This is a genomic window from Sedimentitalea todarodis (assembly GCF_032595355.1).
In the GTDB taxonomy this organism is placed as follows: Bacteria; Pseudomonadota; Alphaproteobacteria; order Rhodobacterales; family Rhodobacteraceae; genus Sedimentitalea; species Sedimentitalea todarodis.
The window spans coordinates 1-20,878 of the sequence record NZ_JASMWN010000021.1 but is presented as its reverse complement, the minus strand read 5'-3'; the positions used below and the strand labels follow the sequence as shown (position 1 = coordinate 20,878).

The following is a 20,878-nucleotide window of genomic DNA, read 5'->3' as shown; positions in this document are numbered from 1 at the left end:
GTCCGCTCAGGTCATTGCACCAAGCCTCCGGCGCAGAAGCAGCGAACAACTGGAAGGTCCCACAAAGCCGCCCGTCACTCGGCCTTGCTGAACTCCCGCGCGAGAATTTCCCGCGCATGCGCGACCCCTTCTGGGGTCAGGCTCAGCGATTTCGCCTTGTTTTTGGGATCAAAAATCAGGCCTTTCTCGAAAAGCCGGTTGGTGATGGCCCAATCGATTCCCTTCCAGACCTGATCGCCGTAATGCAGCGTCAGGCTAAGGATCGCGAGAGCCGCATCATCGATCTTGTCAGTGTCGAGTGCCATCTCCCCCTCGTTTTCCTGTGTCTGCCCGCTTTTCGAACCGCGGCCGCGCATCATGCATAACCCCGCCGCTTCTTTATCGCCGCAAGTTTCATCAGCGCGGTTACGGCGCGCCCTTCATCTGGATGCTGCTCAATCATCATCTGCCCGCGCGCGCCAATGCGGCCCCATTCGCGCACCAAGCTGGCGCCCCCAAAGAGATCGAGCTGAATGCTCATGCGGTAAAACCGCCGCATGTTGCAGGCTGGATCGATCCGCCGCATCTGCAGGTCGGTCGGGAACACCTCAAGTTGAGCGACAGAGTGAGACATATCGTGATCCAGCAGGCTTTCTTCCAAAATATCAGGTGGAAGCCTGCTCTTCCACCTCGATTTCCCCGCGAGAGGAAAAGGGGGCTCATGCCCCCTTCTCGAACTTCATGACCGGGATGCCGAGCTTTTTGGCCTTGTCAGCAAGGTTCTCCTGGATGCCGGTGCCCGGAAAGACGAGAACACCCACGGGGAGCACATCCAGCATCGCGTCGTTGCGCTTGAAGGGCGCGGCCTTGGCGTGCTTGGTCCAATCGGGCTTGAAGGCCACCTGTGTAACGCCCCGGGCCTCGGCCCATTTGGCGGCGATGAGCTCTGCGCCCTTCGGGCTACCACCGTGCAAGAGCACCATATCGGGATACTTGGTGCGGACCTGATCGAGCTTGCCCCAGATCAGGCGGTGATCGTTGAAGTCGGTCCCGCCGGTGAGGGCGACCTTGGGGCCTGCGGGCAACATCACCTCGGTTTCTGCGCGGCGCTTGGCGGCCAGGAAGTCGCGGCTGTCGATGAGCGCCGCGGTCATGTGCTGACGGTTCACCATCGAGCCGGTGCGGGGCCGCCAGGTCGATCCAGTGTGATGGACGAACTCGGTGGCGGCGTGATCGCGCATCATGTCCATGCAGTTCCGACGTTCGATCAGGGTCAGGCCTTCGGCCGTCAGGCGTTCGAGTTCGGTGGATTTCACCTCGGAGCCGTCCTGCTCCCGCTGGAGGCGGCGCTGCACCTGCTCGTTCTCGTCGAGCGACCGCTCAATCCTCGCCGTGGCGCGGTGAAAGAGGTTGACCTGGCCCCAGAGCACCTCTTCGAGGTCGGGTTCCATGCGGGTGTCTTCCAGGGTCGCGACGAGGGCATCGAAAATGTCTGCGACGGCGACCGCAAGGCGCTGCCCATCGGGCATTGGGCGCGGATCGGGCTCATCAAAGGGGCGGTAGCCGTAAAGCTGCAACTCGTCGAGCGCATGGGCGGTCTGGGATGCGGTGTGGGCGGGTTCATACGTGTCGTCGTGAGTGTGGATCGTCATCAGTTTCTTGCCTCCGGGCCTGTCTCATCCGCGCGACAACCCGCGCGGCCTTCATGGGCTGCGAAAGCTGTCACTGGGGACGCCCCCTCACCCCGCCTTCGGGGCCGGAACGCATGTGGAGGAGGGCGGCAGGCAAGCTATTTGTTTCGCGATGCAAAGCGGGGGCTCGTCCCCCGCGGCGGAAATAGCTTGCCTGCCGCCCTTGATGGGGCGTCCCCTTTGACGGCCGCCTGCCCATCTCTTGAAGGCCGCTCGGGTGTCGGGTGGATGAGATTTACCCCGGAAGAGGCAAAGGTGATGATCCACACCCGCGACAGGACTGCAGGACCCCTACCCCGTGCCCCTGACCGCCCCCTGCGCGATGCTGCTCAGCCTGACAGGCGCTGCCGATCCTCAAGCCCGATCTGCCCTGCCAGATGCTGGCGCAGCGCCTCTTTGCCGTTCGCCCGGAGATCATCGTTGAAATCCCCGAGTTGTGGCTCGAGCACATGGCACCCAATCCCGACCTCTGTGGCTCTGGCGATCAACCTCTCTGCCGCGCGTTGCCCGGCCGGATCGCGGTCGATCGCGATGTAAAGGCGCTGCAATCCCTCCGGCAACAGGACCGCCCCGAGGTGACCGGATGAGAGCGCCGCCCAGACAGGCAGGCCAGGCACGGCTTCGACCAAGGACAGCATGGTCTCGATGCCTTCGCCGACCACGAGGATTTCATCATACGGGGTCAGCCTGACGGCATTGCCAAGGAGGTGACCCATGGCACGCCGCTGCGTCTCGACAGCCGCCTTCCCCTGTCCGTCAGGTGCCAGCCAGGTTCGATGCACGCCCTGCAAGGCCCCTGCCCCATCGGTGACCGCGGCGATCAGCGCCGGTCTGGGGATGCTGCTGGTCTGGCCCTCATCCCGATGCCAGCACTTCGGATGGAAGCGCAGCGCACTCGTCATGCCGCCTTGGGTCAGGCCCCGGGCGCGAAGGTAGGTATCAGCAAGTGTGCCTGCGACTGGCATAGAGGCTGCAAACAAACGCGCCGCCGCCGCTGGTGTGCCGCCGGGGGCCTGGGCCTTCTTCGGCACTGGCCTATCCGGGAGGACCGGCTGGGGACGGCCAAGATGCGCCCGGGCCTCGGCCAGAAGATCGGGAAAGCGCAAGATCCCGGTTCGCTCGCGAATGATGTCGAGAAGATCACCATGCAGTCCGACAGCCGCGTCCTGCCATTTGCCACGGGCTCCCGGTCCTGATGTGGGTCCAGTCAGCCGCACGAAGAGCGACCGGCCGGGGTTGTTCTGCAAATCGCCCACGATCCAGTAGGCCCCTTCCCGCCGTCCGGCGGGAAGGTAGGCGCGACACACGCCTTCGGCGTTTTCCGCGAGAGCGCGGATCACATCTTCGGTCTCGGAATACATGGCTCAACACCCTCCGCGTGCATGTAGTCCTGTCACAGGACAACGTGCAAGCAGACGATCCAGCACTTTGACCCCGCTCGCATCCGTCGGGCAGAAGAGGCGCAGCTTCCAGCTGATGATCTCCGAGAAGAACCCATCTGCCTTCAGCCGGTCCTTGGCGGCACCCAAAAAGCCCGACAGTTCTATCCGGTTGACGCCCATGACGCGCGAACGGTGCAGCTCCATCCCTTCGGCCAAGCGCACCACGGTCTTGCACTCCAGAACGAGGGCATGGACCTGCGCCGCCGTGAGCTTCGGCGCATCGGCGGCAAGTGTGTTCGCGACCCACGACGGCGAAACGCGGCGACCGATGATGCGCTGACCGTCATCGGTCTGCAGCCGGTAGACGCGGGTTTCATCCTGGGGGAGCTGCTTCCAGATCGGCAGCAAGAGGCCCGCCACGATATGCAGGGTGGTTTCCGAGAACTCCGGCACCTCGGCCAGTTCCGCGGTCCATGCGGCGGCGAAGGCCGTGCGGTCGGCTTCCAGCCAATGGGTGTCTTCCATGATCTTGGCAGGCACGGTGCTGGCCTCGGTCGGCCGGATCAGCCTGAGGCGCGGCTCGATAGTGCCGTCGTCCATCATTAGGCTGGTGGCGGGCGCCTGCACGGCAGACCGGCCCGAGCGGCTGTTGACCAGCAGGCGTGCCTTTGGATCGTCGAGCCAGTCGAGCGCATCCGCCAGTGACAGCGGTGTATTGCGCCGCTTCTCCGCGATGGTGAGAAGCTGGGTTTCCGCGCCGGAGCCGGGATGGGTGTAGATCACCCGGGCATCCGTGACGCGAAAGCTTTCGGCGCGCAGCGTCTCGAGCCCGAGGTCGTAGACCCCGGCCGCGATGGCCCCCTCGATCCGCTGGTCGAGCAACTCCTCGAAGGCCGAGAAGAGCACGGCCTGCATGTCGATCGTCAGCGCCAGCAGGCGATTGAGGAAGGTCGTGATCGGGGGCAGATCATCCTTCAGCCCATTCTCATCGGTCAGGCTGAGACCTGTGGCATCCTCGAAAGCGCCAAGTGAGCACCCCGCGACATCGCCGCGATAGATGCGGCGGTAAAGCTGGCGCAAGGCATCGCGGGCATAGGGAGACTCCAGATTGTCCTCGGGCCGGAACAGCCCCTGCCCGCCGGTTTGACGCTGGCCGCGCGTGATCGCCCCGAGCGTGTCGAGGCGACGCGCGATGGTGCTGAGGAAGCGTTTCTCTGCTTTCACATCGGTAGCAACGGGCCGGAACAGCGGTGGTTGCGCCTGGTTGGTGCGGTTGGTGCGGCCCAGTCCCTGAATGGCCGCATCGGCCTTCCAGCCCGGTTCCAGGAGGTAGTGGACCCGCAGGCGCTGGTTCTTCGCCCCGAGATCGGCGTGATAGCTGCGCCCCGTGCCGCCGGCATCCGAGAAGATCAGGATGCGCTTCTGGTCATCCATGAAGGCGGCGGTTTCTGCGAGGTTGGCAGAGCCCGCCCGGCTTTCCACGACCAAGCGGGCGGCAGAGCCCTCGCCTTTGCGCACGATGCGGCGCGAGCGGCCCGTCACTTCCGCCACGAGATCGGTGCCGAAGCGCTGGACGATCTGGTCCAGCGCGCCGGGCACCGGCGGCAGCGAGGCCAGATGCTCGATCAGCGCATCGCGCCTGCGCGCCGCCTCGCGGCATTCCACCGGCTGGCCGTCGCGCGTGACGGGCCGCGAGGACAGGTTGCCTTCGCTATCGGTGAACGGCTCATAGAGCTGCACCGGGAAGGAATGGGCGAGGTAGTCCAGGCAAGCCTCTCTTGGCGTGATATCCACCCGCACATCGTTCCACTCGTCCGTGGGGATGTCCGACAGGCGGCGCTCCATCAGCGCCTCGCCTGTCGAGACGATCTGGATGACGGCCGCGTGGCCCGCGGCGAGATCGGCGTCGATGGCAGCGATCAGGGTGGGGGTTTTCATGGAAGTGAGCAGATGGCCAAAGAAGCGCTGCTTGGCGGACTCGAACGCCGAGCGCGCGGCGGATTTGGCCTGGCGGTTCAGCGTACCGCCGGATTCGCTAGTAATGTTGGCCGCTTCCAGCGCCGCGGACAGGTTCCGATGTATGACTCCGAAGGCGAGCGCATATGCATCATAGATCCCGCGCTGCTCCGGCGTCAGCGCATGTTCCAACATCTCGTATTCGACGCCGTCATAGGACAGCGAGCGCGCCGTGTAGAGGCCAAGCGACCGCAGATCGCGGGCCAGGACCTCCATCGCGGCAACGCCGCCAGCTTCGATAGCTTGCACAAATTCCGCCCGCGTCGAAAACGGGAAGTCCTCGCCCCCCCAAAGCCCAAGCCGCTGCGCATAGGCGAGGTTATGCACCGAGGTTGCGCCGGTGGCTGAGACATAGACCACGCGTGCATTGGGCAGCTTGTGCTGCAGACGCAGGCCGGCCCTGCCCTGTTGCGACGCCGTGACATCGCCGCGCTCGCCTTTCGATCCGGCGGCATTGGCCATGGCATGGCTTTCGTCGAACAGGATCACCCCGTCGAAATCAGCCCCGAGCCAGTCAACGATCTGGTCGACGCGGGACTTTTTTGCGCCCCGCTCCTCGGAGCGCAGCGTGGCATAGGTTGTGAAGAGGATGCCCTCGGAAAGCGGGATGTCGCGGCCTTGTGCAAAACGCGACAGCGGCGTGACCAGCAGCCGCTCTTGGCCAAGGGCAGACCAGTCGCGCTGCGCATCCTCAAGCAGCTTGTCGCTTTTGGAGATCCAGAGCGCTTTGCGCCGACCCTGCGCCCAGTTGTCGAGCAGGATGCCGGCGGACTGGCGGCCCTTGCCCGCGCCCGTGCCATCGCCGAGGAAGAACCCGCGGCGGAAACGGATGGCGTCAGCGGCATCGTCCGGCGCGGCCGAGACCATGTCGCCGGTTTCATCGACAGTCCACGAGCCGGCGAGATACGCGCCATGCGCCTCGCCCGCGTAGATCACGGTCTCAAGCTGCGCGTCGGACAGCAGGCCACAGCACTTGACGGCGGCGGGCAGCTTAGGGCGATAGGTCGGTTTCGGGGGAGCGACCGAAGCCATGGCGGCAGATTGCACCAGCTTGGTCGGGTGCGGTTCCGCCCCGGGAATGTCGATCGCCTGCAGCCGGAAGGTCTCATAAATGGCATCCGACAGGCGCGCGCTGGTATCATCCTCGGTTGCATCGCGCAGGCTGTAAGCGAGGTCGGCGGCGGCAGTCGGCGCAGCGGTGTTGGTGGCGGGTGTTGCTGGCGTGGCGCGCGATGTGCTGATGGCTGCGCGCGTGGTGCGGGCAAGATTTCCCGGAAAGGGGGAAGAGGGGCCCTGCCGGGCTGGTGCGACCTGCGCCAGCGCGAGGCGCGGGGGGACGTGGGCGATAATCAGCGACAGCAGGCTGGCGACATCAGGCGAAATCGGGCGCGTCAGATCGGCTGTGATGCCGCCCGGCTCGCCGCCGCGGCAATTGTCGAAGACAGAGATACGGGTCTCGAAACTCGTGCCGTGCTTGGCGAAGGCCGCACCCGACACGGCACCTGTAAAAACCAGATGCGCGGTCTCGGTCAGGCGGGCGAAGGTTTCCGCCCAGGCAGGGGCGTCGGGCGCGAAACTCGCTCCCGTGATGGCAACCAGCCGTCCGCCGGGAGCCAGACGCGCAAGCGCGGAGCGCAGATGCCGGGCTGTCGCCTCGGTGGTGCGGGTATCGACATTGGCCACGACCGAGAACGGCGGGTTCATCAGGATGACGCTCGGGCGCAGGTCCGCGTCGAGATGATCGTCGATTTGCGCCGCGTCAAAGCCCGTGACAGGTCGACCCGGAAACAGGCGGCGCAGAAGATCGGCGCGGGTGTCGGCAAGCTCGTTCAGCGCGAGGCTGCCGCCCGCGATTTCTGCGAGGACCGCCAGAAGGCCCGTCCCAGCCGATGGCTCCAGCACCAGATCGCGCGCGGTGATCTGTGCTGCAGCCATTGCGGCCAGCCCCATAGGCAGCGGCGTCGAGAACTGCTGGAACCGCTCCATCTCCTCGGACCGCCGCGTATGGGTCGGCAAAAGTCCGGACACCTTGGCAAGGATCGGCAGCAGCGCTGCGGGTGATCCAGCCCGCGCCAACAGCGCGCGGCCAAACTTCCGCAGGAACAAGACCAGCGCTGCCTCACCCGCCTCATAGGCCAGTTTCCAATCCCATGCACCCTCCGCATCGGAGCCACTAAAGGCGCGCTCCATCTCAACGCGCAGGCGCAGCGCGTCGATCTGGAACCCCTGCGCCAGATCCGGCTGCAACGTTTCGGCCACAGCGAGGATCGCAGCGGCCGTATAGAGGGACGGGATGGGGGCGACAGGCGCAAGGGCGCGCTCGGTCGCAAAATGGGCGAGATGGGTCATCGGGAAACTCCGGAATGAGGGACAGGATCAGGCCCGGACACCCTCTTTCGGGCACCCTCAGGCCTGACCTTCCCCGGCCATCCTCTTCCTCTCAAAGCCCATGATTTCCGCAGGCGGCTTGCTTTTGTTCCTGTTATGTTCTATTTTACGAGCCAAGCTAAGAAGGGAGATCCCCGATGGAAAGCACCACTTACGCCCTGCCCGCGACGCCAAAGCAGATTGCCTATGCGCGGTCGCTAGCCCTGCGCAACCAGACGCTTCTGCCATGGGTAGTTCAGCAAGATCGGCGATCCTTGAGTGCCTGGATCGACGCACAAGCCAAGATGAACCCGGGCGCGCAGGACAGCCGCCCGACATCAAGGCAGGTCGCCTTCGCCGAACGCCTCGCCCGCATCAAGCGCCGCGCCGTGCCGGATGAGTGTTTCCGCGACAAGGGGCTGATGTCGAAGTGGATCGATGGGAACAAGTGAAGCTGGGCAGACCCTGCGGTGATCGAGACTACTTCAGCCGATCGACAACCGATGCCCCGCCCGACCTGGCAAGCGCGATCAGGCTGGACTGGATCTTGGATGTGAAGACGGAACTGAACGTGCCGATGGGCGTGCGGTCCTCCCAGACATAGGACCGCTCCAGAATATCGGTGTTGATCTCGTCCAGCATGACCCATTTGCGGACATGGGTCTCTAACCCCACGCGCTGCGACTCGATCTGTGGCACCTCGATAAACTTGCGCGAGGGCAAAGGCGGCTGCGTCGTGATCGGCAGGATGAACACCACGGTCTCGCTATCGGACTTGGCGACAGTGACGGCGATACAAACAGGTCGCGTCTTGCGGCCCTCGGTCTCGCCCGCCATCTGTTCGCGTTTCCACAGGAACGGATAGCGGAAAACCCCTCCCGCGCTCGGCTTAGTCATCCGCCTGCGTCAAGTCCCGCTCGAGCCCTTCTATCATAAGCGCCTTGAGATCCTCGGGCATCTCGTCGATCATGTGAGCCTGCTGCGTGGCGCCGCGCGCGAGCTGCTGGTACTGCTCCATGCTCATCAGCACGAACTTGGGCTTGCGATGCTTGGTGATCGCGATCGGCGAGCGAATGGCCGCGTCAAACAGGTCACTTGTGTGCCGCGTCAGGTCGGCCGCCTTGAACTCGGGAAGCTCATGCATGATTGGGGTCTCCATTTGTGCAGAATGTACATACATTCTGGATATTCTGCAAGAGATGGGTTGAGCCCTCCGATGTGTCATGCGAACCGCCGCCCCCCTGCGGTGAAGGTGTATTCATTGGCGATGATGCCGTCCTCTACGGACTCGTTCGAGGTAAGGTGGTCGTATTCGCTCTGAAGCTGGCGGTAGAGCCAGCGGGCGAGATCGCGCAGCGCCTCGGTCACGATCTCTTCGGCATCCTGGGTGGGCGGCTGCCAGGTCAGGCTGTCGCGGGTGACGTCCACGGACATGCAGTATTCGTGGTAGTAGCGGCCCCGATGGCTGACCTCGGCGGCGAGCTGGTAGAAGTTGCGCCGCTGGACGGCCTGCAGGCGGTCAGCGATGCCGTGCAGCGTCGCGTCCGTCGGGGCGTAGTCCCGGATGCGCGCGGTCGCGCCTTTGGCGTGGCCGAGGTATGCTTCAAAACAGGCCCCATCCCCCTGGCTCCAGAACCCTGAAAACCAGATGCAGGGTTTGGCCCGCGTCCCGCCGCCCATTAGCCGCACAGGCGTGGTTTTGAGCCGGACGCCGAGGATCTCGCAGATGCGCTCGAAATCTTCGTAGACCGCTTCCCACCAATCGTCGTGAGGCCCAAGCTCGCGATACCAGCTGCGCGCCTTTTCCTTGGCGACGTCGGAGAGTTCAGGGAACTGGTAGACTGTTGTGCAGATGACCTCAGGCATCGAAATCCACCCCGTTCAGCGCGGCGGCCAGCCATTCTTGCGTGCTGGTCCAGCCGATGGATTTGCGGGCACCGAGATCGATGATATGCGCACCGCCGCCGAAGGCGTCGAGGCGAGGCCGGGAACAGGTCAGCGCGTACTGGAACCCCCAGAGGCCGGTGAGGTCGAGGTCTTCTGCAAGGCGCAGCACGAAGCGGATAACCGCCTCGACATCGCCGTGCTCGTCGTCATGGATCCAGAGCGTGCTGCCCTCGGGCGCGTCCTGGCGCTCAAGAGTGAAGCCCGAGACCTCCGGGTCATCGGCGTCCTGATCCGCGGCACGCAGGTCATGAAACAGCGCGAGCGCGCGGGCGGCCTTGTCGGGGGTGCCGACGTCGAGCAGGCAAGAGAAATGGGTGAAGTAATCCGCCATGGGGACCTCCTGAGATTGAGAAACCCGGGCCTTGGGGCCGGGCGCTGGATTGGGATGAAGGGTTGGTTGGAAGCGATCAGCCGGCCGGATTGTCACCCGATGCCTGCCGCGCGGCATGCGCACAGAGCATCTGCCGGTAGAAGCGCTTGCGCGCCGTCCGGAAGCTGCGCACGGCGCGGGTGTCGGGGTGCAGTGCCCGGACCGCCGCGCGCAGAACTGTCTGAGGCGATGCCGTCGGCGGCAGACCGAGGCGCAAGTATGCGGGATCAGTCATATCAGCTGACCTCGACCACGGGCGAGGCGAGATGCGGATCGACCTGCGCCTCAATCCGCTCGGACCGGCCCATCCAGGGTTCGGGCCGGATGGCCTTCACCCAGTCGGCGAAGCTTGGGATGAAGCCGAGGTCTTCCTTGACATGCTGCTCGCCGACCCAGCGGGTCGGAATGATGCGCCCGGTCGAGAGGGTGAGGGTCGAGTCGAAGATCGTCTCGGCCATGAATATGCCCTCGGCATGGTGCCGCAGGGCCCGGTGCCGAAAATCGGCGGTGATCTCCTTGCTTTGGTCGAACCAGGCATGCACCGAGATGAAATCATCGACAGTTCCGCCCCATTTCTTCACCGAGGAGAGGGCGTGGTGATAAGGATGTGCCATCGCAGCCCCCTCAGAAGTCGTGGGTGGTGAGCTCGGACGAGGTGAAGCGCTCGTTGAACTCGAGATGGATGCAGCGGGCCGCGGCGTCGAAGCAGAACTCGCCGTAAGCGCCGTCGTTGTTTTCCCAACCGCCATGGGTATCGGAGAGGAAGTCGTAGGTGAGCTGCTCGACAACATCCTCCAGTGATAGGCTGCGCATCTCGACCTCGGGATCATCCCACGTCAGCGCGGCATAGGGGATTTCAGTCGCGGGGAAGTCGACAGCCGTCTCACCCGCCCAGGCGCCGATGCTTTCGATCTGGCCGCTGTCACCAGCACCGTCGAAGGTCACGGTGACATGGGTGATGCCGGCGGCCATGAGGCCATCGAACAGGCGGTCCTTGTTGCCCGGGCGCAGGGCGAGGGTCCGGGCGGTGCGTTCGGCATGTGCGGCAAGGATCGCCCCGAAATCGACGGTGGAAGGCCGCAGCGGTGCGGCCAGAGTGGGTTCAGTCTGGGTCATGGATATCTCCGTTCGGTGAGGACAGGTCAGACCCCCCGGGTGGCGCACTCCTCTGCCCCCCGAAGGCTCAAACCCTTCCCATCCCTCCTCTGTCTCTCGGGCGTCACGCCGCGAGCTGCAGCGCCCGGGCGACAAAGGCGCGCCAGAGCGGGTCGACAAGACGGGCATCCAGCAGATCGGCACGGTGACGCAGCCGCTGCGCCAATTCAGGCTCGTGCCAGTCAATGGCACGGCCAGCCTGGGCGCGAAGTTGAACCGCCTCGGTCACGACGGCCCGCGCCTCAAGAGCATTGGCGACAGGGTGGCACCAAGCCACAGCGCCATGACTGGCGGCCCCGGCAAGAACCAGGCGCTGGTCGCAATCAAGGATGGCCAGAAGCTGCGGCGCTGCATCGGGGCCGTTGTCCTCGGCAAGCTCAAACGTCCCCTGCATGGCATCAGCCAAGGTCGCAAAACGCTCAACGACCACGGGGGCAGCGGTGCCCGACATCAGGGCTGTCGGCGTCCGGTGCATCCGCGTCAGCGCGAAAGGCAGGCTGGGATCAGAAGCGACAGTCGGGCCATTTGGGACAGGACCCATCAGGCGCGCGCTCGGTTGGATCGGCAGGGGAAGGTCAAACATGGCAATATCTCCAACGGCGCGGGAAGCCTCTCTCCCCGCCTCATCCGTCAAAGACCAAACCGCCGCCCTCTTCCTCGAAGGGGCGACGGCAGCAGGTCTGGTGCCACGATCAGAGCTTGCCGAGGGCCCGCAGGCTCAGCTCCGTCCCGGCCCCGACGATGATGTGGTCGTGCAGCGTCAGGCCAAGATACTTGCAGCCCTTCTGGATCTCCTTGGTCATGCTGAGATCGGCCTCAGACGGCGTGGGATCGCCCGACGGGTGGTTGTGGATCAGGATCAGGGCGCTGGCGTTCAGCATCAGTGCCCGCTTGATCACCTCGCGCGGATAGACCGGGACGTGATCGACCGTGCCGATCGAGAGAAGCTCATCGGCGATGATGCGGTTCTTGCGGTCGAGATAGAGGACATGGAATCGCTCGATCGGCCCACGCACGGTCAGCGCGCAATAATCCATCAGCGCTTTCCAGCTCCCGATCACCGGGTTCTGGCTGAGATAGCGGCCAAGGATGTCGCGGGCCTCAAGGATGACGGTTTCTTCCTGGGGGGTCATGGGAGTTCTCGCTGAAATGCGCACACCGACGCCCCCTGCCCTTTCGGGGCAAAGCCAACGGCGTGCATGTTGAGAAATAGCTGCAGCGACCGCCCCGGTGTCGGGCGATCGCTGCATGGGTGCTTGGTCAGCCGACCCGGTCGAGGAGCTTCTTGGCGCGCCCTTCCATGTCGAGGCGTGCGTCCTGCTGGGTCTTGTCGCGCGCAAGCCGCGTGATGCCCTGCACAAAGTCGAAGATCGACTCCGGCGGGCGGCCCTCTTCCATCAGCACTTTCTCGATGATCTTGCCGGACTCCGCCTTCGAGAAGCCCCGCTTGCGCAGGAAATCCGCGCGATCATCATCGCTGCGCGCCACGATCTGCTGCCGCGCGGCCTTGATGCCGTTCACGAACCCCTGCGGCGAGGAATTGGCGAAGCGCGTCAGCGCCGGGGCCGCCTCATGGGCAAAGCGCGAGGCGGCGTATTTCGAATGGCGGATGCGGATCTCCTGAAAATCCTCGACGCCCCACAGATTCCTGTTTTGACACACCGCCCGCAGGTAGAAGCTCGCCATGCCGAGGGTCTTGGCACCAACTTCGGAGTTCCAGCAGTAGAAGCCCCGGAAGTAGAGATCGGGGGAGCCGTCAGGCAGCTTGCCGGCTTCGATCGGGTTGCGATCGTCGACCAGGAACAGGAAGACGTCGCGGTCCGAGGCATAGAGCGTGGTCGTGTCGCGGCTAATCTCGACATCGGGGTTGTAGACCCCGGTCGACCAATCGAGCACGCCTGGCACCTTCCAGCGCGTGTCGCCGGTGCCATTGCCCGCGATGCGCTGCACCGCCTCGACCAGCTCGAAATCGTGGATGCGGCCATAGTCGGGGCCGGTCACGGCGCGCAGTTCCGTGCGGCCGTCTTCCGTCTCGAAGGTCTTCACCTGCTCGGCGCGATGATTGGTCAGGCCATACTGCAGATTGATCCCCGCCAGCGGCGCGGGCAACTGCCGCAGATAGGACGCCGGAGCGCCGACGATACTGGCAAGTTGGCCAAACGCCCAATGCGTCGGCGCAACAGGTTCATGCGCTTTCGGCAGCATCAGGTGCAACCGCTCGGGGTTGTCGCGCGCAGCCTCGACCCGGATATCCGCCGTCTGTACCACCCGGCTGCGGCTGCGTTCCGACCGGCCCTTCACATTGGCCCAGAGATCGTCGAGCGACAGATACCGCTCGTCATCGGGCCGGTTGAACCATTCGGACGACACCCGCCCGTTCCGCTCACCCCGGCTCACATCCACTTTCCAGCCACCAGCCCGCGTCGGCTGTACCGGATCCAGAACTTCTACAACGCCCATCGGCATTCCTCCGTGACAGGCGCCGGGAGCCACTCTCCCAGCCCTCAACCCGTCACCGGGAAACCGGCACACCTCTCACTCTCGAAAGCTTGGCATGATCGGCCGCAATGCGGACGAAGTGATCTTTCGCTGCATTTGCGCCAATGACCGCACGCGGTTCTTTCGGAGTGACGCGGGCACTATGCACGACTTGTTGAGAATTCAGCAAGCAGAGAGCTTCTTAAGGATTTGGCGCTAGCGTAGGGAAATGGATTTTACACGAGTCGCCTAGATGCCCACTACGACAACATCGACAATGTTCTTTCTCGGCAATTTCGCGGACATGGACACCGACGAATCCGATTGGGACCTTGAAAATACCGGCACCGTACTGGGCAACCATGATGATTTGTCGCTGGTGGATGTTACCAACCATGACCAGGACGATGACGGTGCGATCTTTGATGATGACGATCCGGGCGCGACCTCTGATTTCATAAGCTACGATACGGGCAGCGGGCCAACCTCAGTCTCTGTAGATTCCTCCTCGCTCTACAACGCGGTTATCACTTTGGGTGATGGGTCAACTTCTAGCATTCAGGTTATCGTGGTGCAGGCCGCGAATGGGGATGTGTTCCTCGTTGATTTCAACACTGAACTCGACAACTTGAATGTGCAGTCAATCGAGTTAACCAGCCATGACAGTTCAAATTATGCTGGTTATTCAACATCGAGAAGTGTTGAGAATTCTGCAGTTGTTTGTTTTGCTGCCGGTACGCAGATTACCACGCCTGAAGGTGAGGTCGCAGTTGAAGATCTGCGCCCAGGTATGCTCGTCACGACAATGGATCATGGGGCGCAGCCAATCCTTTGGATCAACCGAACCAACCATTTGAAGCCGGGAAAACAGGCTTCGATTACACTCGAACCGGGGTGCCTTGGACCACGCACACCCGCGCGTAGGTTGCGCGTGTCACCACAGCACAGGATCTTGCTGCGTTCCGCCATAGTGGAGCGGATGTGTGATACGGCGGAGGTGCTGGTCGCTGCCAAACACCTGTTGCCCTTGGATGGCATCACACAATCGCTTGGTTTTTTGCCGGTACAATATCATCACTTCGCTTGCGCACGTCATGAGGTTGTCGTTGCCAACGGTGCCGAAGTTGAAACGTTCTTTACAGGCACACAAGCAATGAAAACCATTTCCGACATCGACTTGCGCCAAATGCGGCGTCAGATTGCCAAGGCACAATTTGAATCCCTTCGCGAACCGGCGCGGCCTTTTCTAGTAGGCAAGCGTCTGAAGCAAATGATTGCTCGCCATCAAAAAAACCGGCGCGATTTCGTAGAGCCAAGCCATATGCGCGACAGAGTTGGATAAAATGACCTAACGTTTGAAGCCATGACGAGCGCACGAAATTTCTCGCGATCCTCGATGATCAAGATGAAAAACCGGACATTCGGGCAAGATGCAGCATCAGACAGTATGGGCTCGAAGCTGCCTTGCGGCAGTGCCGCGAACCCGGCGGGTTGCCCCGCCGGGCCCGAGGGGGAGACCCCGTTCCTCAGAACGGGATCTCGTCGTCGCGGTCGACCAGCTCGGGGTTTTCGTTCTCGGCCGACTTCGGGCGGCTCAGGAAGTCGACCTTCTCGGCGATGATCTCGCAGCCGTAGCGGTCGTTGCCCATGCTGTCGATCCACTTGCTGTAGTGGATGCGGCCATGGACGAGGACCTTCATGCCCTTTTCGCAATGCTCGGCGACGGTCTTGCCGAGACCGTTGAAGCAGGTGATGCGGTGCCATTCCGTGTCCATGACCCGGTAGCCGTTCTCGTCGCGTAGGACGCGACCTTCCGAGAGGCGGGGACGCGAGGTGGCGAGGCTGAAGTTGGTGATGTTGGTGCCGCCCTGGGTGGAGCGGGTTTCGGGTTTCTGACCGATGTTGCCGGCGAGGATGACGATGTTCTGCATGATTAGCTCCTGTGTTTCCTGTCTTCGGGACCGTCCCTTCGACAAGACCCGGAAAAAGCCCGTCGGGTGACGCGTGCACGGTGGACAGCATGGACACCGGAAACCCCCAGAGGACCGGGGTGGAGCGGGCAGGACGCCATAGGCGGCCAACACGGCCCGGGCTGACGCGGGGTTGCGCGCAGGAGGCCGAACGGGATTAGGGGATTGTCAGTCGAAGGGATGGCCCAGAAGTCAGAGAGGCGCGGGGAGCCCATGCCAGACCCTGTCATCCTGCCAATCGGCACTGCCTGAACCCAAGCCCAGCACCCCACTAGCGGCCAAGATTATGGTTCAACCAACCCTCGTCACCTGCCCCCCAGCCTTCCGGGAGTTGCGGCGCCTTGCATCGACGGGCTATCGATACCGGATCATTCAGGACACGGACCGCACCAATGGCTGATTACGATCTCGAGGCACTGTCGCTCAGCGAGCTAAACAAAATGAAGAAGGACGTCGCCAAGGCGATCTCCACGTTCGAGGATCGGCAGAAGGCGGAAGCCCGCGCCAAGGTGGAAGCAGTCGCACGGGATCTGGGCTACTCCCTTGCCGAACTCGTGGGCACCAAAACGAAATCCTCGCGAGCGCCTGTCGTGGCGAAATACCGGCACCCTGAAAACCCGGCACTCACCTGGTCCGGCCGAGGGCGCAAACCGCAGTGGTTCGTGGAAGCACTGGAAGCGGGAAAGACCGCGAGCGACCTCGCCGTCAGTTAAAGGCTTGACCTACGCGATCGACCCTAAGCTGCCGCTGGTCGACCCAGCCAGGTACTGTGGTGCCGCCCGTCGAAGCGGTCATTCGCTGAACGTGCTAAATTGGACCCGCTGACCCGACTGCTTTTAAAAGCGAATATTCATCTGATCTTGTACAGCCGTCATCGCAAGTTGGTGGCCCACACGCCTGCAATCCGCTAATGATCTGGTAGAGTGTCATGGACACAGAAGGAATAGGTTACTCCAAGTGCAAGACCGTTATGCCGGAGATGTTGGCGACTTTGTAAAGCTTGGCCTGTTGAGGGCCCTATCCCCGGGACGGCAATTGGGCGTCGCGTGGTACCGGTACCCGGACGAGAGCCACAACGGGGATGGGCGGCACATCACCTATCTCGTTCAACCGCAACGGTACGAACACTTGGACCCGGTCCTGTTCAGCCATCTTCGAAACATTACGAGGGACGCGCGCTCGATCAACTCGTTGCTGCCGGTGATGGAGGGTGCGATTTCATCTGACGAGAACGTAGACAGTAGTATGGTAGCACCGCGTGAACGCCGCAACTGGCGCACCGCTTGGTTCCAGCGTGTGATGGAGAGGCTATCCACGTGCGATCTCGTATTCGCAGACCCGGATAATGGTATCATCGATGACGCCAATTGGCGAAGGGGGCGGGCGAAGTTCGGCAAGCAGATGCCCCTCGCAGAGGTGCAGGAGTTGGCCAAAGGTCGATGCGCTGTAATCTACCATCACAATACGCGGCGGCGCGGCGGCCATGACGCTGAGGTTGATCATTGGCTAGGCGAGGTCGGGACGCCGGGCTTGGCGGTGCGGGCGACCGCTTACAGTCCAAGGACATTCTTTGTGCTGAACCCCAACGAAGAGATCGAGGCCCGAATTGATGAGTTCTGCCAGCAATGGGCTGATTTGAAGGTACATCTGCATAGAGCGGGATAGCTTAGCGACGCACGATATCGGCCCCTTGCGTACCACGAATTGCGCAGATGGCACACAGGGGTACCAAGATCGGCATCGCCGATCACTCTGTGGGCGATAGGCCCGGAGGCGCACCTGCGCCGTGCCCAGGCCCTCGGGAAGTGAGGCCAAAGCCTCACCCGAAGGGATCGTACTCCGAGACGATCACGACCTCGTCGCCGTCGATTTCATCGGCGGGGACGGCGCCGAAGGTTCCATCCCCTGCCTGGAAGACGACGATCGAGACCATGAGCGTGGCGGCGAGGGAGGCGGCGAAGGCGTGTGCATCTTTGCGGGACATCTGTTTGGCTCCTGTCTTGGAGGCGGGGGACCATCCCCCGCGCGACAGGACCTCGAAGGCCCGAAGACTGGCTGACATCATCGGGTGCGTTCGGCTCGTCCGAATCCGCCCGGCGGCACGGGCTTGCCCGTAGTCCGACCCCTTGCGGGTTGATCTCGAAGACAGGATTCGGGCCAAGGAAGGGAATGGCGAGCGGGGGATGGTGCCCTGACGACTGGAGCCGGTTGTCCCGCTGATGCTTTTGCCTCCAGCCTCCCGGCCAAGATCTTGGTTGAAGACGTCCTTGCTTGGGGATGGCTCCTTTGGCGCCCCGCGAACTCAAAGGACAAGGTTGTGATGGTTGAGAGGCCCGCGATGTCGCGGGCCCCTCGGTTTCAGTTGGGCTCAGGCGGCCAGGTCCGCGCCCCCTGCCCTTTCGCCCTGTTCATCGCCGACGATTTCAAGCCGCGCGTTGCGGTATCCTTCCTTGACGATCCAGAGCTCGGCCGCAGTAAGGGACTCTGCCAGATGCAGCAGCTCCGTGTTGCCGCCGAAGTCGAGAAGCACGCGCACCTGCCCGGGCTTCGGCTCCTCGGCCACCTCGAAGACCAGGGCGCTGTCAGCCGAATGGCTGCGCATGATGGTGACGAGGATGACCCCGTCAGAGGCGAAATTGCCCTCATGCAGCGTGAAGGAGGCCGGTGCCGTCCAGGTCGCGTAAGGCCGGGGTGGCTCCTTTTTTACAAGACGGCCGACACCGTTCGAGCGCTCCCAGGCTGCCAGCTTCTTGGTGAAGCGTGCTGGCGGCTTGGGACTGCCGTCGGTGTAGCGAATGAGCGCCCCGAGGTGTGCAGTGTCGATGATGGTTGTTGCAGACATGATTCCTCATTCCGAATGCGAGTAATCGCACTCATCCTTCTGATATTGTTACGTTATATGGTGATTGGGGGCGGAATCTCCGCCCCCCGCTGGATCACGTTATTCCGCGGCCAGCATCGACGCGCCTTGAGCAGGCAGGTCACCCGTCAGGAATGCAGGAAGGTCAGCTTCACTGACGCTGTCGGCCAGTTCGGCATCAACATCCGGCCCCTGCCCTTCGGCACAGTCCTCACCGTTCAGCGCCACGAGATCGTTCCGGCGCAGGACCTCGGGCAACCAGCCGCTGCCCTTCAGCAAGCGCTCGGCCTCACTGGCCATCTCGCCCTTCTTCAGGTGATCGAGAAGCTGGGCAGTCCCCTCCCCTTTCGCCTCACGCACCGCCTCGAGGATGCGAGCCTTGGGCACGCGGTTGAGATAGGTGTCCACCGTCGGCTCCCAGCCCGCCTCGACCATATCGAGACCTGTGGCGCGCGCCACGAGATCGGCATGCTCCATACGCCGGGTCAGTCCGCCTGCAGAGATGCCTGCCCCGTAGGGGTTCACCTTCTCATGCAGCGCGTTGATCCCGAGGCTGAGGCAGTGCGCCAGCAGAGCCAGACGGCTGCCCTCGTCGAGGACCGTCAGATAATCCCAGAGTGCCGCATCATCGCCAAGCGGCAGATCGGCTTCCCATTCCGCATGACGCTCCTCGACCAGCTTGGCCACCACGCTGTCCTTCAGATCGGGCGCTTGCGCTGACATGTAGACCTGACGCACCGAGGCTTCGAGACAGCTTCCCGAAGCAGAGGAAGTGCGGAAGGTGTCCGTCACAAGCTTCAGCAGAAGCAGCGTCAGCGCGACATCCGGCGAGCGCCCGATCGCTTCACGCAGTGCCAGCGTCCGGTGGGCCGTCAACTCCATGACCAATCGCTCGGGCAGTGGCTTCAGCGCCCCGTCATCCTCATCCTCCGGCAGGTCGCCACCAATCGGCTGGCCACCCGACGTGATGACGGTTCCGCCATGAGCGGCACTGCCATGGCCATTGGTGAGATCACCATCAGCCCTCTGCCCCGCCAGCGCAGGATCAGCACCATCCTGGACCGCAGTCTCCTCAACGGGCTCATCCTCTGGACGCACGTAGCCGCGATAGACTGCCAGCGCGCCGTAGCGGTCGAGCGTGACGAACGCCCCAGCCCGCCCGATCTCCTCCGCGTCGAAGATCAATGGCCGGGTCTCGATCTTTTCCATCTCCGTTTCCAACACGCCAAGCCGCGTGTCGATCTCGTCGGGGATTTCATCCTGTCCCGCGTATTCGTCTTCCAGCGCCCGATACTCGGTGAGCAGCTTGGCATGAGCCGCTCCTTCGTCATCCGTCATTGGCGCCGGATCACCGGACAGGGACCGCAGGCCGTGGCTGTAGCCGTAGGGCAGGTCAAGCGCGACCTCGATCCATTTCCAGCCCTCAACCGCGACTGTCTCAGCCTCAGCCTGAAGCTTTTCTGTCACCAGCCGATCGAGCAGGGCAGGGTCCTCGAGCCAACCGCCGTCATCGCCCTGAAAGAGATCATGCAGCATCGTGCCGCCCGCCGCTTCATAGGTCTCAACACCCACGAAGACCGCGCGCCGGTCGGACGCCCGGACCGAGGCCTCGGTCAGCATGCGCCGGATCTGGAATGGCTCCTTGTTCCAGGAAGAATGGATCACATCCCAGACCTGAACCTGACGAGCGTGATCGGGGTTCACGGTGAAGGCCATGAGCTGCTCCAGCGTCATGCCATCCTCGGCATAGATCTCAAGCAGGGCAGGGGCGACGGAGGCAAGTTTGAGGCGCTGCTTCACGATCTGCGGCGTGACGAAGAAGGCGGCAGCAATCTCTGCATCGCTCTGACCCTTATCCCGCAGGGACACAAACGCGCGGAACTGATCGAGCGGGTGCAGGGCGACGCGCTGCATGTTCTCGGCCAAGGAATCGTCCTCGGCCAGGATGTCGGACGCAGCATCGCGCACGATGCAAGGAATGGGCGTCGTCTTCGCCAACCGCTTTTGCTTCACCAGCAAGGACAATGCCTGGAACCGGCGGCCCCCGGCCGGTATCTCGAACTTGCCGGTCTCGGTACCATCGTTAGCCAAGACGGGCCGCACGCTCAGGCTCTGCAAGAGGCCGCGGCGGCCAATGTCTTCGGCCAGTTCCTCGACGGACACGCCAGCCTTGATGCGCCGCACATTGGACTGGCTCAGCACCAGCTTGTCGAAAGGGATATCCCGTGAAGGGGACAGGGTGATTTTCTGGACAGCTTTGGTCATCAGATCTTCTCCACGACGGGCGCCGGAAGCCACTCTCCCGATCTCACTTCCCGTCACCCTCAAACCAACACTCCTTTCCCTCTCGCGGTTGTTCTTGACCGCGGTCAAGAAGTTCATGTGGGAGCAAGTTGTGTGCGTAGGATCCTTTCGAAATAGGCGTCAGGGTGTTTGATCGTGTCTGCTCGTGCTATCAGGTAGTCGAAGACGAGAAGCAGTTTTCCCGCGCCAGCTTTCTGGATCCCATGCCGCAGTTCGTCTTGGCTTATTCTAAGCAATCGACCGAGGTCGTATAGAATGCGGGTGAGGGCTTCTCCTGTACGCGGCGGTTCTGGGAAAAATCCCGCAACATGGGTGAAATCTTCCCATGCCATGCGTGCTGGGTCTCGGTTCATCGTCGG

Annotated in this window: 23 protein-coding genes and 1 pseudogene; 4 read left to right on the top strand and 20 right to left on the bottom strand. The window is 63.0% G+C overall.

What is annotated here, in order from left to right; genetic code table 11:
- Positions 1-74: 74 nt before the first annotated feature.
- The 5 genes from QO231_RS20450 to QO231_RS20430 all read right to left on the bottom strand — a co-directional run bounded on the left by QO231_RS20450 (position 75) and on the right by QO231_RS20430 (position 7,417).
- Entirely contained in the window at positions 75-305 is a 231-nt protein-coding gene (locus QO231_RS20450; RefSeq protein WP_067296651.1) for a DUF6429 family protein, read from the bottom strand.
- 50 nt (positions 306-355) lie between these two features.
- Positions 356-613, bottom strand: a complete 258-nt coding sequence (locus QO231_RS20445; protein ID WP_299616613.1) for a WGR domain-containing protein — start codon at positions 611-613, stop codon at positions 356-358.
- Positions 614-698: 85 nt separating this feature from the next.
- Positions 699-1,631 carry a DUF2493 domain-containing protein gene (locus QO231_RS20440; RefSeq protein WP_316780870.1) on the bottom strand — a complete coding sequence of 311 codons (933 nt, stop codon included), beginning with the start codon at positions 1,629-1,631 and terminating at the stop codon, positions 699-701.
- Between the two features lie 368 nt (positions 1,632-1,999).
- Positions 2,000-3,031 (bottom strand): DUF7146 domain-containing protein, encoded by a 1,032-nt coding sequence (locus QO231_RS20435; RefSeq protein WP_316780867.1) that lies wholly within the window; start codon positions 3,029-3,031, stop codon positions 2,000-2,002.
- A gap of 3 nt (positions 3,032-3,034) precedes the next feature.
- A complete protein-coding gene (locus QO231_RS20430) occupies positions 3,035-7,417 on the bottom strand; it encodes a bifunctional class I SAM-dependent methyltransferase/DEAD/DEAH box helicase (RefSeq protein WP_316780864.1) in 4,383 nt (1,460 codons plus the stop codon).
- A 176-nt stretch (positions 7,418-7,593) separates the two neighbouring features.
- Here QO231_RS20430 and QO231_RS20425 point away from each other — a divergent pair, with 176 nt between their 5' ends.
- The gene (locus tag QO231_RS20425; protein WP_316780861.1) at positions 7,594-7,887 is read left to right on the top strand and encodes a hypothetical protein; all 294 of its coding nucleotides are present in this window, start codon (positions 7,594-7,596) and stop codon (positions 7,885-7,887) included.
- 28 nt (positions 7,888-7,915) lie between these two features.
- Here QO231_RS20425 and QO231_RS20420 read toward each other — a convergent pair whose 3' ends face one another.
- From QO231_RS20420 to QO231_RS20375, 10 genes are all read right to left on the bottom strand, one after another.
- Positions 7,916-8,332: a hypothetical protein gene (locus QO231_RS20420; protein ID WP_316780858.1), complete on the bottom strand. Its 417-nt coding sequence runs from the start codon at positions 8,330-8,332 to the stop codon at positions 7,916-7,918.
- Positions 8,325-8,579: a type II toxin-antitoxin system prevent-host-death family antitoxin gene (locus QO231_RS20415; RefSeq protein ID WP_316780855.1), complete on the bottom strand. Its 255-nt coding sequence runs from the start codon at positions 8,577-8,579 to the stop codon at positions 8,325-8,327. The genes QO231_RS20420 and QO231_RS20415 overlap by 8 nt, the downstream gene beginning before the upstream one ends.
- Positions 8,580-8,656: 77 nt before the next feature.
- Complete coding sequence (locus tag QO231_RS20410; protein ID WP_316780853.1) at positions 8,657-9,301, bottom strand: antitoxin of toxin-antitoxin stability system; 645 nt, start codon at positions 9,299-9,301, stop codon at positions 8,657-8,659.
- Positions 9,294-9,713, bottom strand: coding sequence for a hypothetical protein (locus QO231_RS20405; RefSeq protein WP_316780851.1), 420 nt, complete (start codon positions 9,711-9,713; stop codon positions 9,294-9,296). The genes QO231_RS20410 and QO231_RS20405 overlap by 8 nt, the downstream gene beginning before the upstream one ends.
- Before the next feature lie 76 nt (positions 9,714-9,789).
- Entirely contained in the window at positions 9,790-9,987 is a 198-nt protein-coding gene (locus QO231_RS20400; protein ID WP_316780848.1) for a hypothetical protein, read from the bottom strand.
- Between the two features lies 1 nt (position 9,988).
- Entirely contained in the window at positions 9,989-10,366 is a 378-nt protein-coding gene (locus QO231_RS20395; RefSeq protein ID WP_316780846.1) for a DUF6915 family protein, read from the bottom strand.
- A gap of 10 nt (positions 10,367-10,376) precedes the next feature.
- Complete coding sequence (locus QO231_RS20390) at positions 10,377-10,868, bottom strand: DUF6878 family protein (RefSeq protein WP_316780843.1); 492 nt, start codon at positions 10,866-10,868, stop codon at positions 10,377-10,379.
- A gap of 103 nt (positions 10,869-10,971) precedes the next feature.
- Complete coding sequence (locus QO231_RS20385) at positions 10,972-11,490, bottom strand: DNA repair protein RadC (protein ID WP_316780841.1); 519 nt, start codon at positions 11,488-11,490, stop codon at positions 10,972-10,974.
- Positions 11,491-11,599: 109 nt separating this feature from the next.
- Positions 11,600-12,040: a JAB domain-containing protein gene (locus QO231_RS20380; protein WP_316780838.1), complete on the bottom strand. Its 441-nt coding sequence runs from the start codon at positions 12,038-12,040 to the stop codon at positions 11,600-11,602.
- A gap of 127 nt (positions 12,041-12,167) precedes the next feature.
- Positions 12,168-13,367: a DUF932 domain-containing protein gene (locus QO231_RS20375; protein ID WP_316780834.1), complete on the bottom strand. Its 1,200-nt coding sequence runs from the start codon at positions 13,365-13,367 to the stop codon at positions 12,168-12,170.
- 271 nt (positions 13,368-13,638) lie between these two features.
- On the opposite strand from QO231_RS20375, the gene QO231_RS20370 reads away from it, so the two are divergent.
- Positions 13,639-14,727, top strand: coding sequence for a Hint domain-containing protein (locus QO231_RS20370; protein WP_316780831.1), 1,089 nt, complete (start codon positions 13,639-13,641; stop codon positions 14,725-14,727).
- A 184-nt stretch (positions 14,728-14,911) separates the two neighbouring features.
- Here QO231_RS20370 and QO231_RS20365 read toward each other — a convergent pair whose 3' ends face one another.
- A complete protein-coding gene (locus tag QO231_RS20365) occupies positions 14,912-15,316 on the bottom strand; it encodes a single-stranded DNA-binding protein (protein ID WP_316780827.1) in 405 nt (134 codons plus the stop codon).
- Between the two features lie 431 nt (positions 15,317-15,747).
- Here QO231_RS20365 and QO231_RS20360 point away from each other — a divergent pair, with 431 nt between their 5' ends.
- Together QO231_RS20360 and QO231_RS20355 are read left to right on the top strand one after the other, a co-directional pair.
- Positions 15,748-16,068, top strand: coding sequence for an H-NS histone family protein (locus QO231_RS20360; protein ID WP_316780825.1), 321 nt, complete (start codon positions 15,748-15,750; stop codon positions 16,066-16,068).
- A 244-nt stretch (positions 16,069-16,312) separates the two neighbouring features.
- On the top strand, positions 16,313-17,020 hold the full coding sequence (locus QO231_RS20355; protein ID WP_316780822.1) for a hypothetical protein: 708 nt from the start codon (positions 16,313-16,315) through the stop codon (positions 17,018-17,020).
- A 154-nt stretch (positions 17,021-17,174) separates the two neighbouring features.
- Here the strand turns inward: QO231_RS20355 and QO231_RS20350 are convergent, their stop codons facing one another.
- The 4 genes and pseudogenes from QO231_RS20350 to QO231_RS20335 form a co-directional block, all read right to left on the bottom strand.
- Positions 17,175-17,339, bottom strand: a complete 165-nt coding sequence (locus tag QO231_RS20350; protein WP_007803240.1) for a hypothetical protein — start codon at positions 17,337-17,339, stop codon at positions 17,175-17,177.
- 384 nt (positions 17,340-17,723) lie between these two features.
- Complete coding sequence (locus QO231_RS20345) at positions 17,724-18,197, bottom strand: hypothetical protein (RefSeq protein WP_316780787.1); 474 nt, start codon at positions 18,195-18,197, stop codon at positions 17,724-17,726.
- 99 nt (positions 18,198-18,296) lie between these two features.
- Complete coding sequence (locus QO231_RS20340) at positions 18,297-20,480, bottom strand: ParB/RepB/Spo0J family partition protein (protein ID WP_316780783.1); 2,184 nt, start codon at positions 20,478-20,480, stop codon at positions 18,297-18,299.
- A 113-nt stretch (positions 20,481-20,593) separates the two neighbouring features.
- Positions 20,594-20,878, bottom strand: a pseudogene (locus tag QO231_RS20335) (hypothetical protein); the annotation flags it as partial.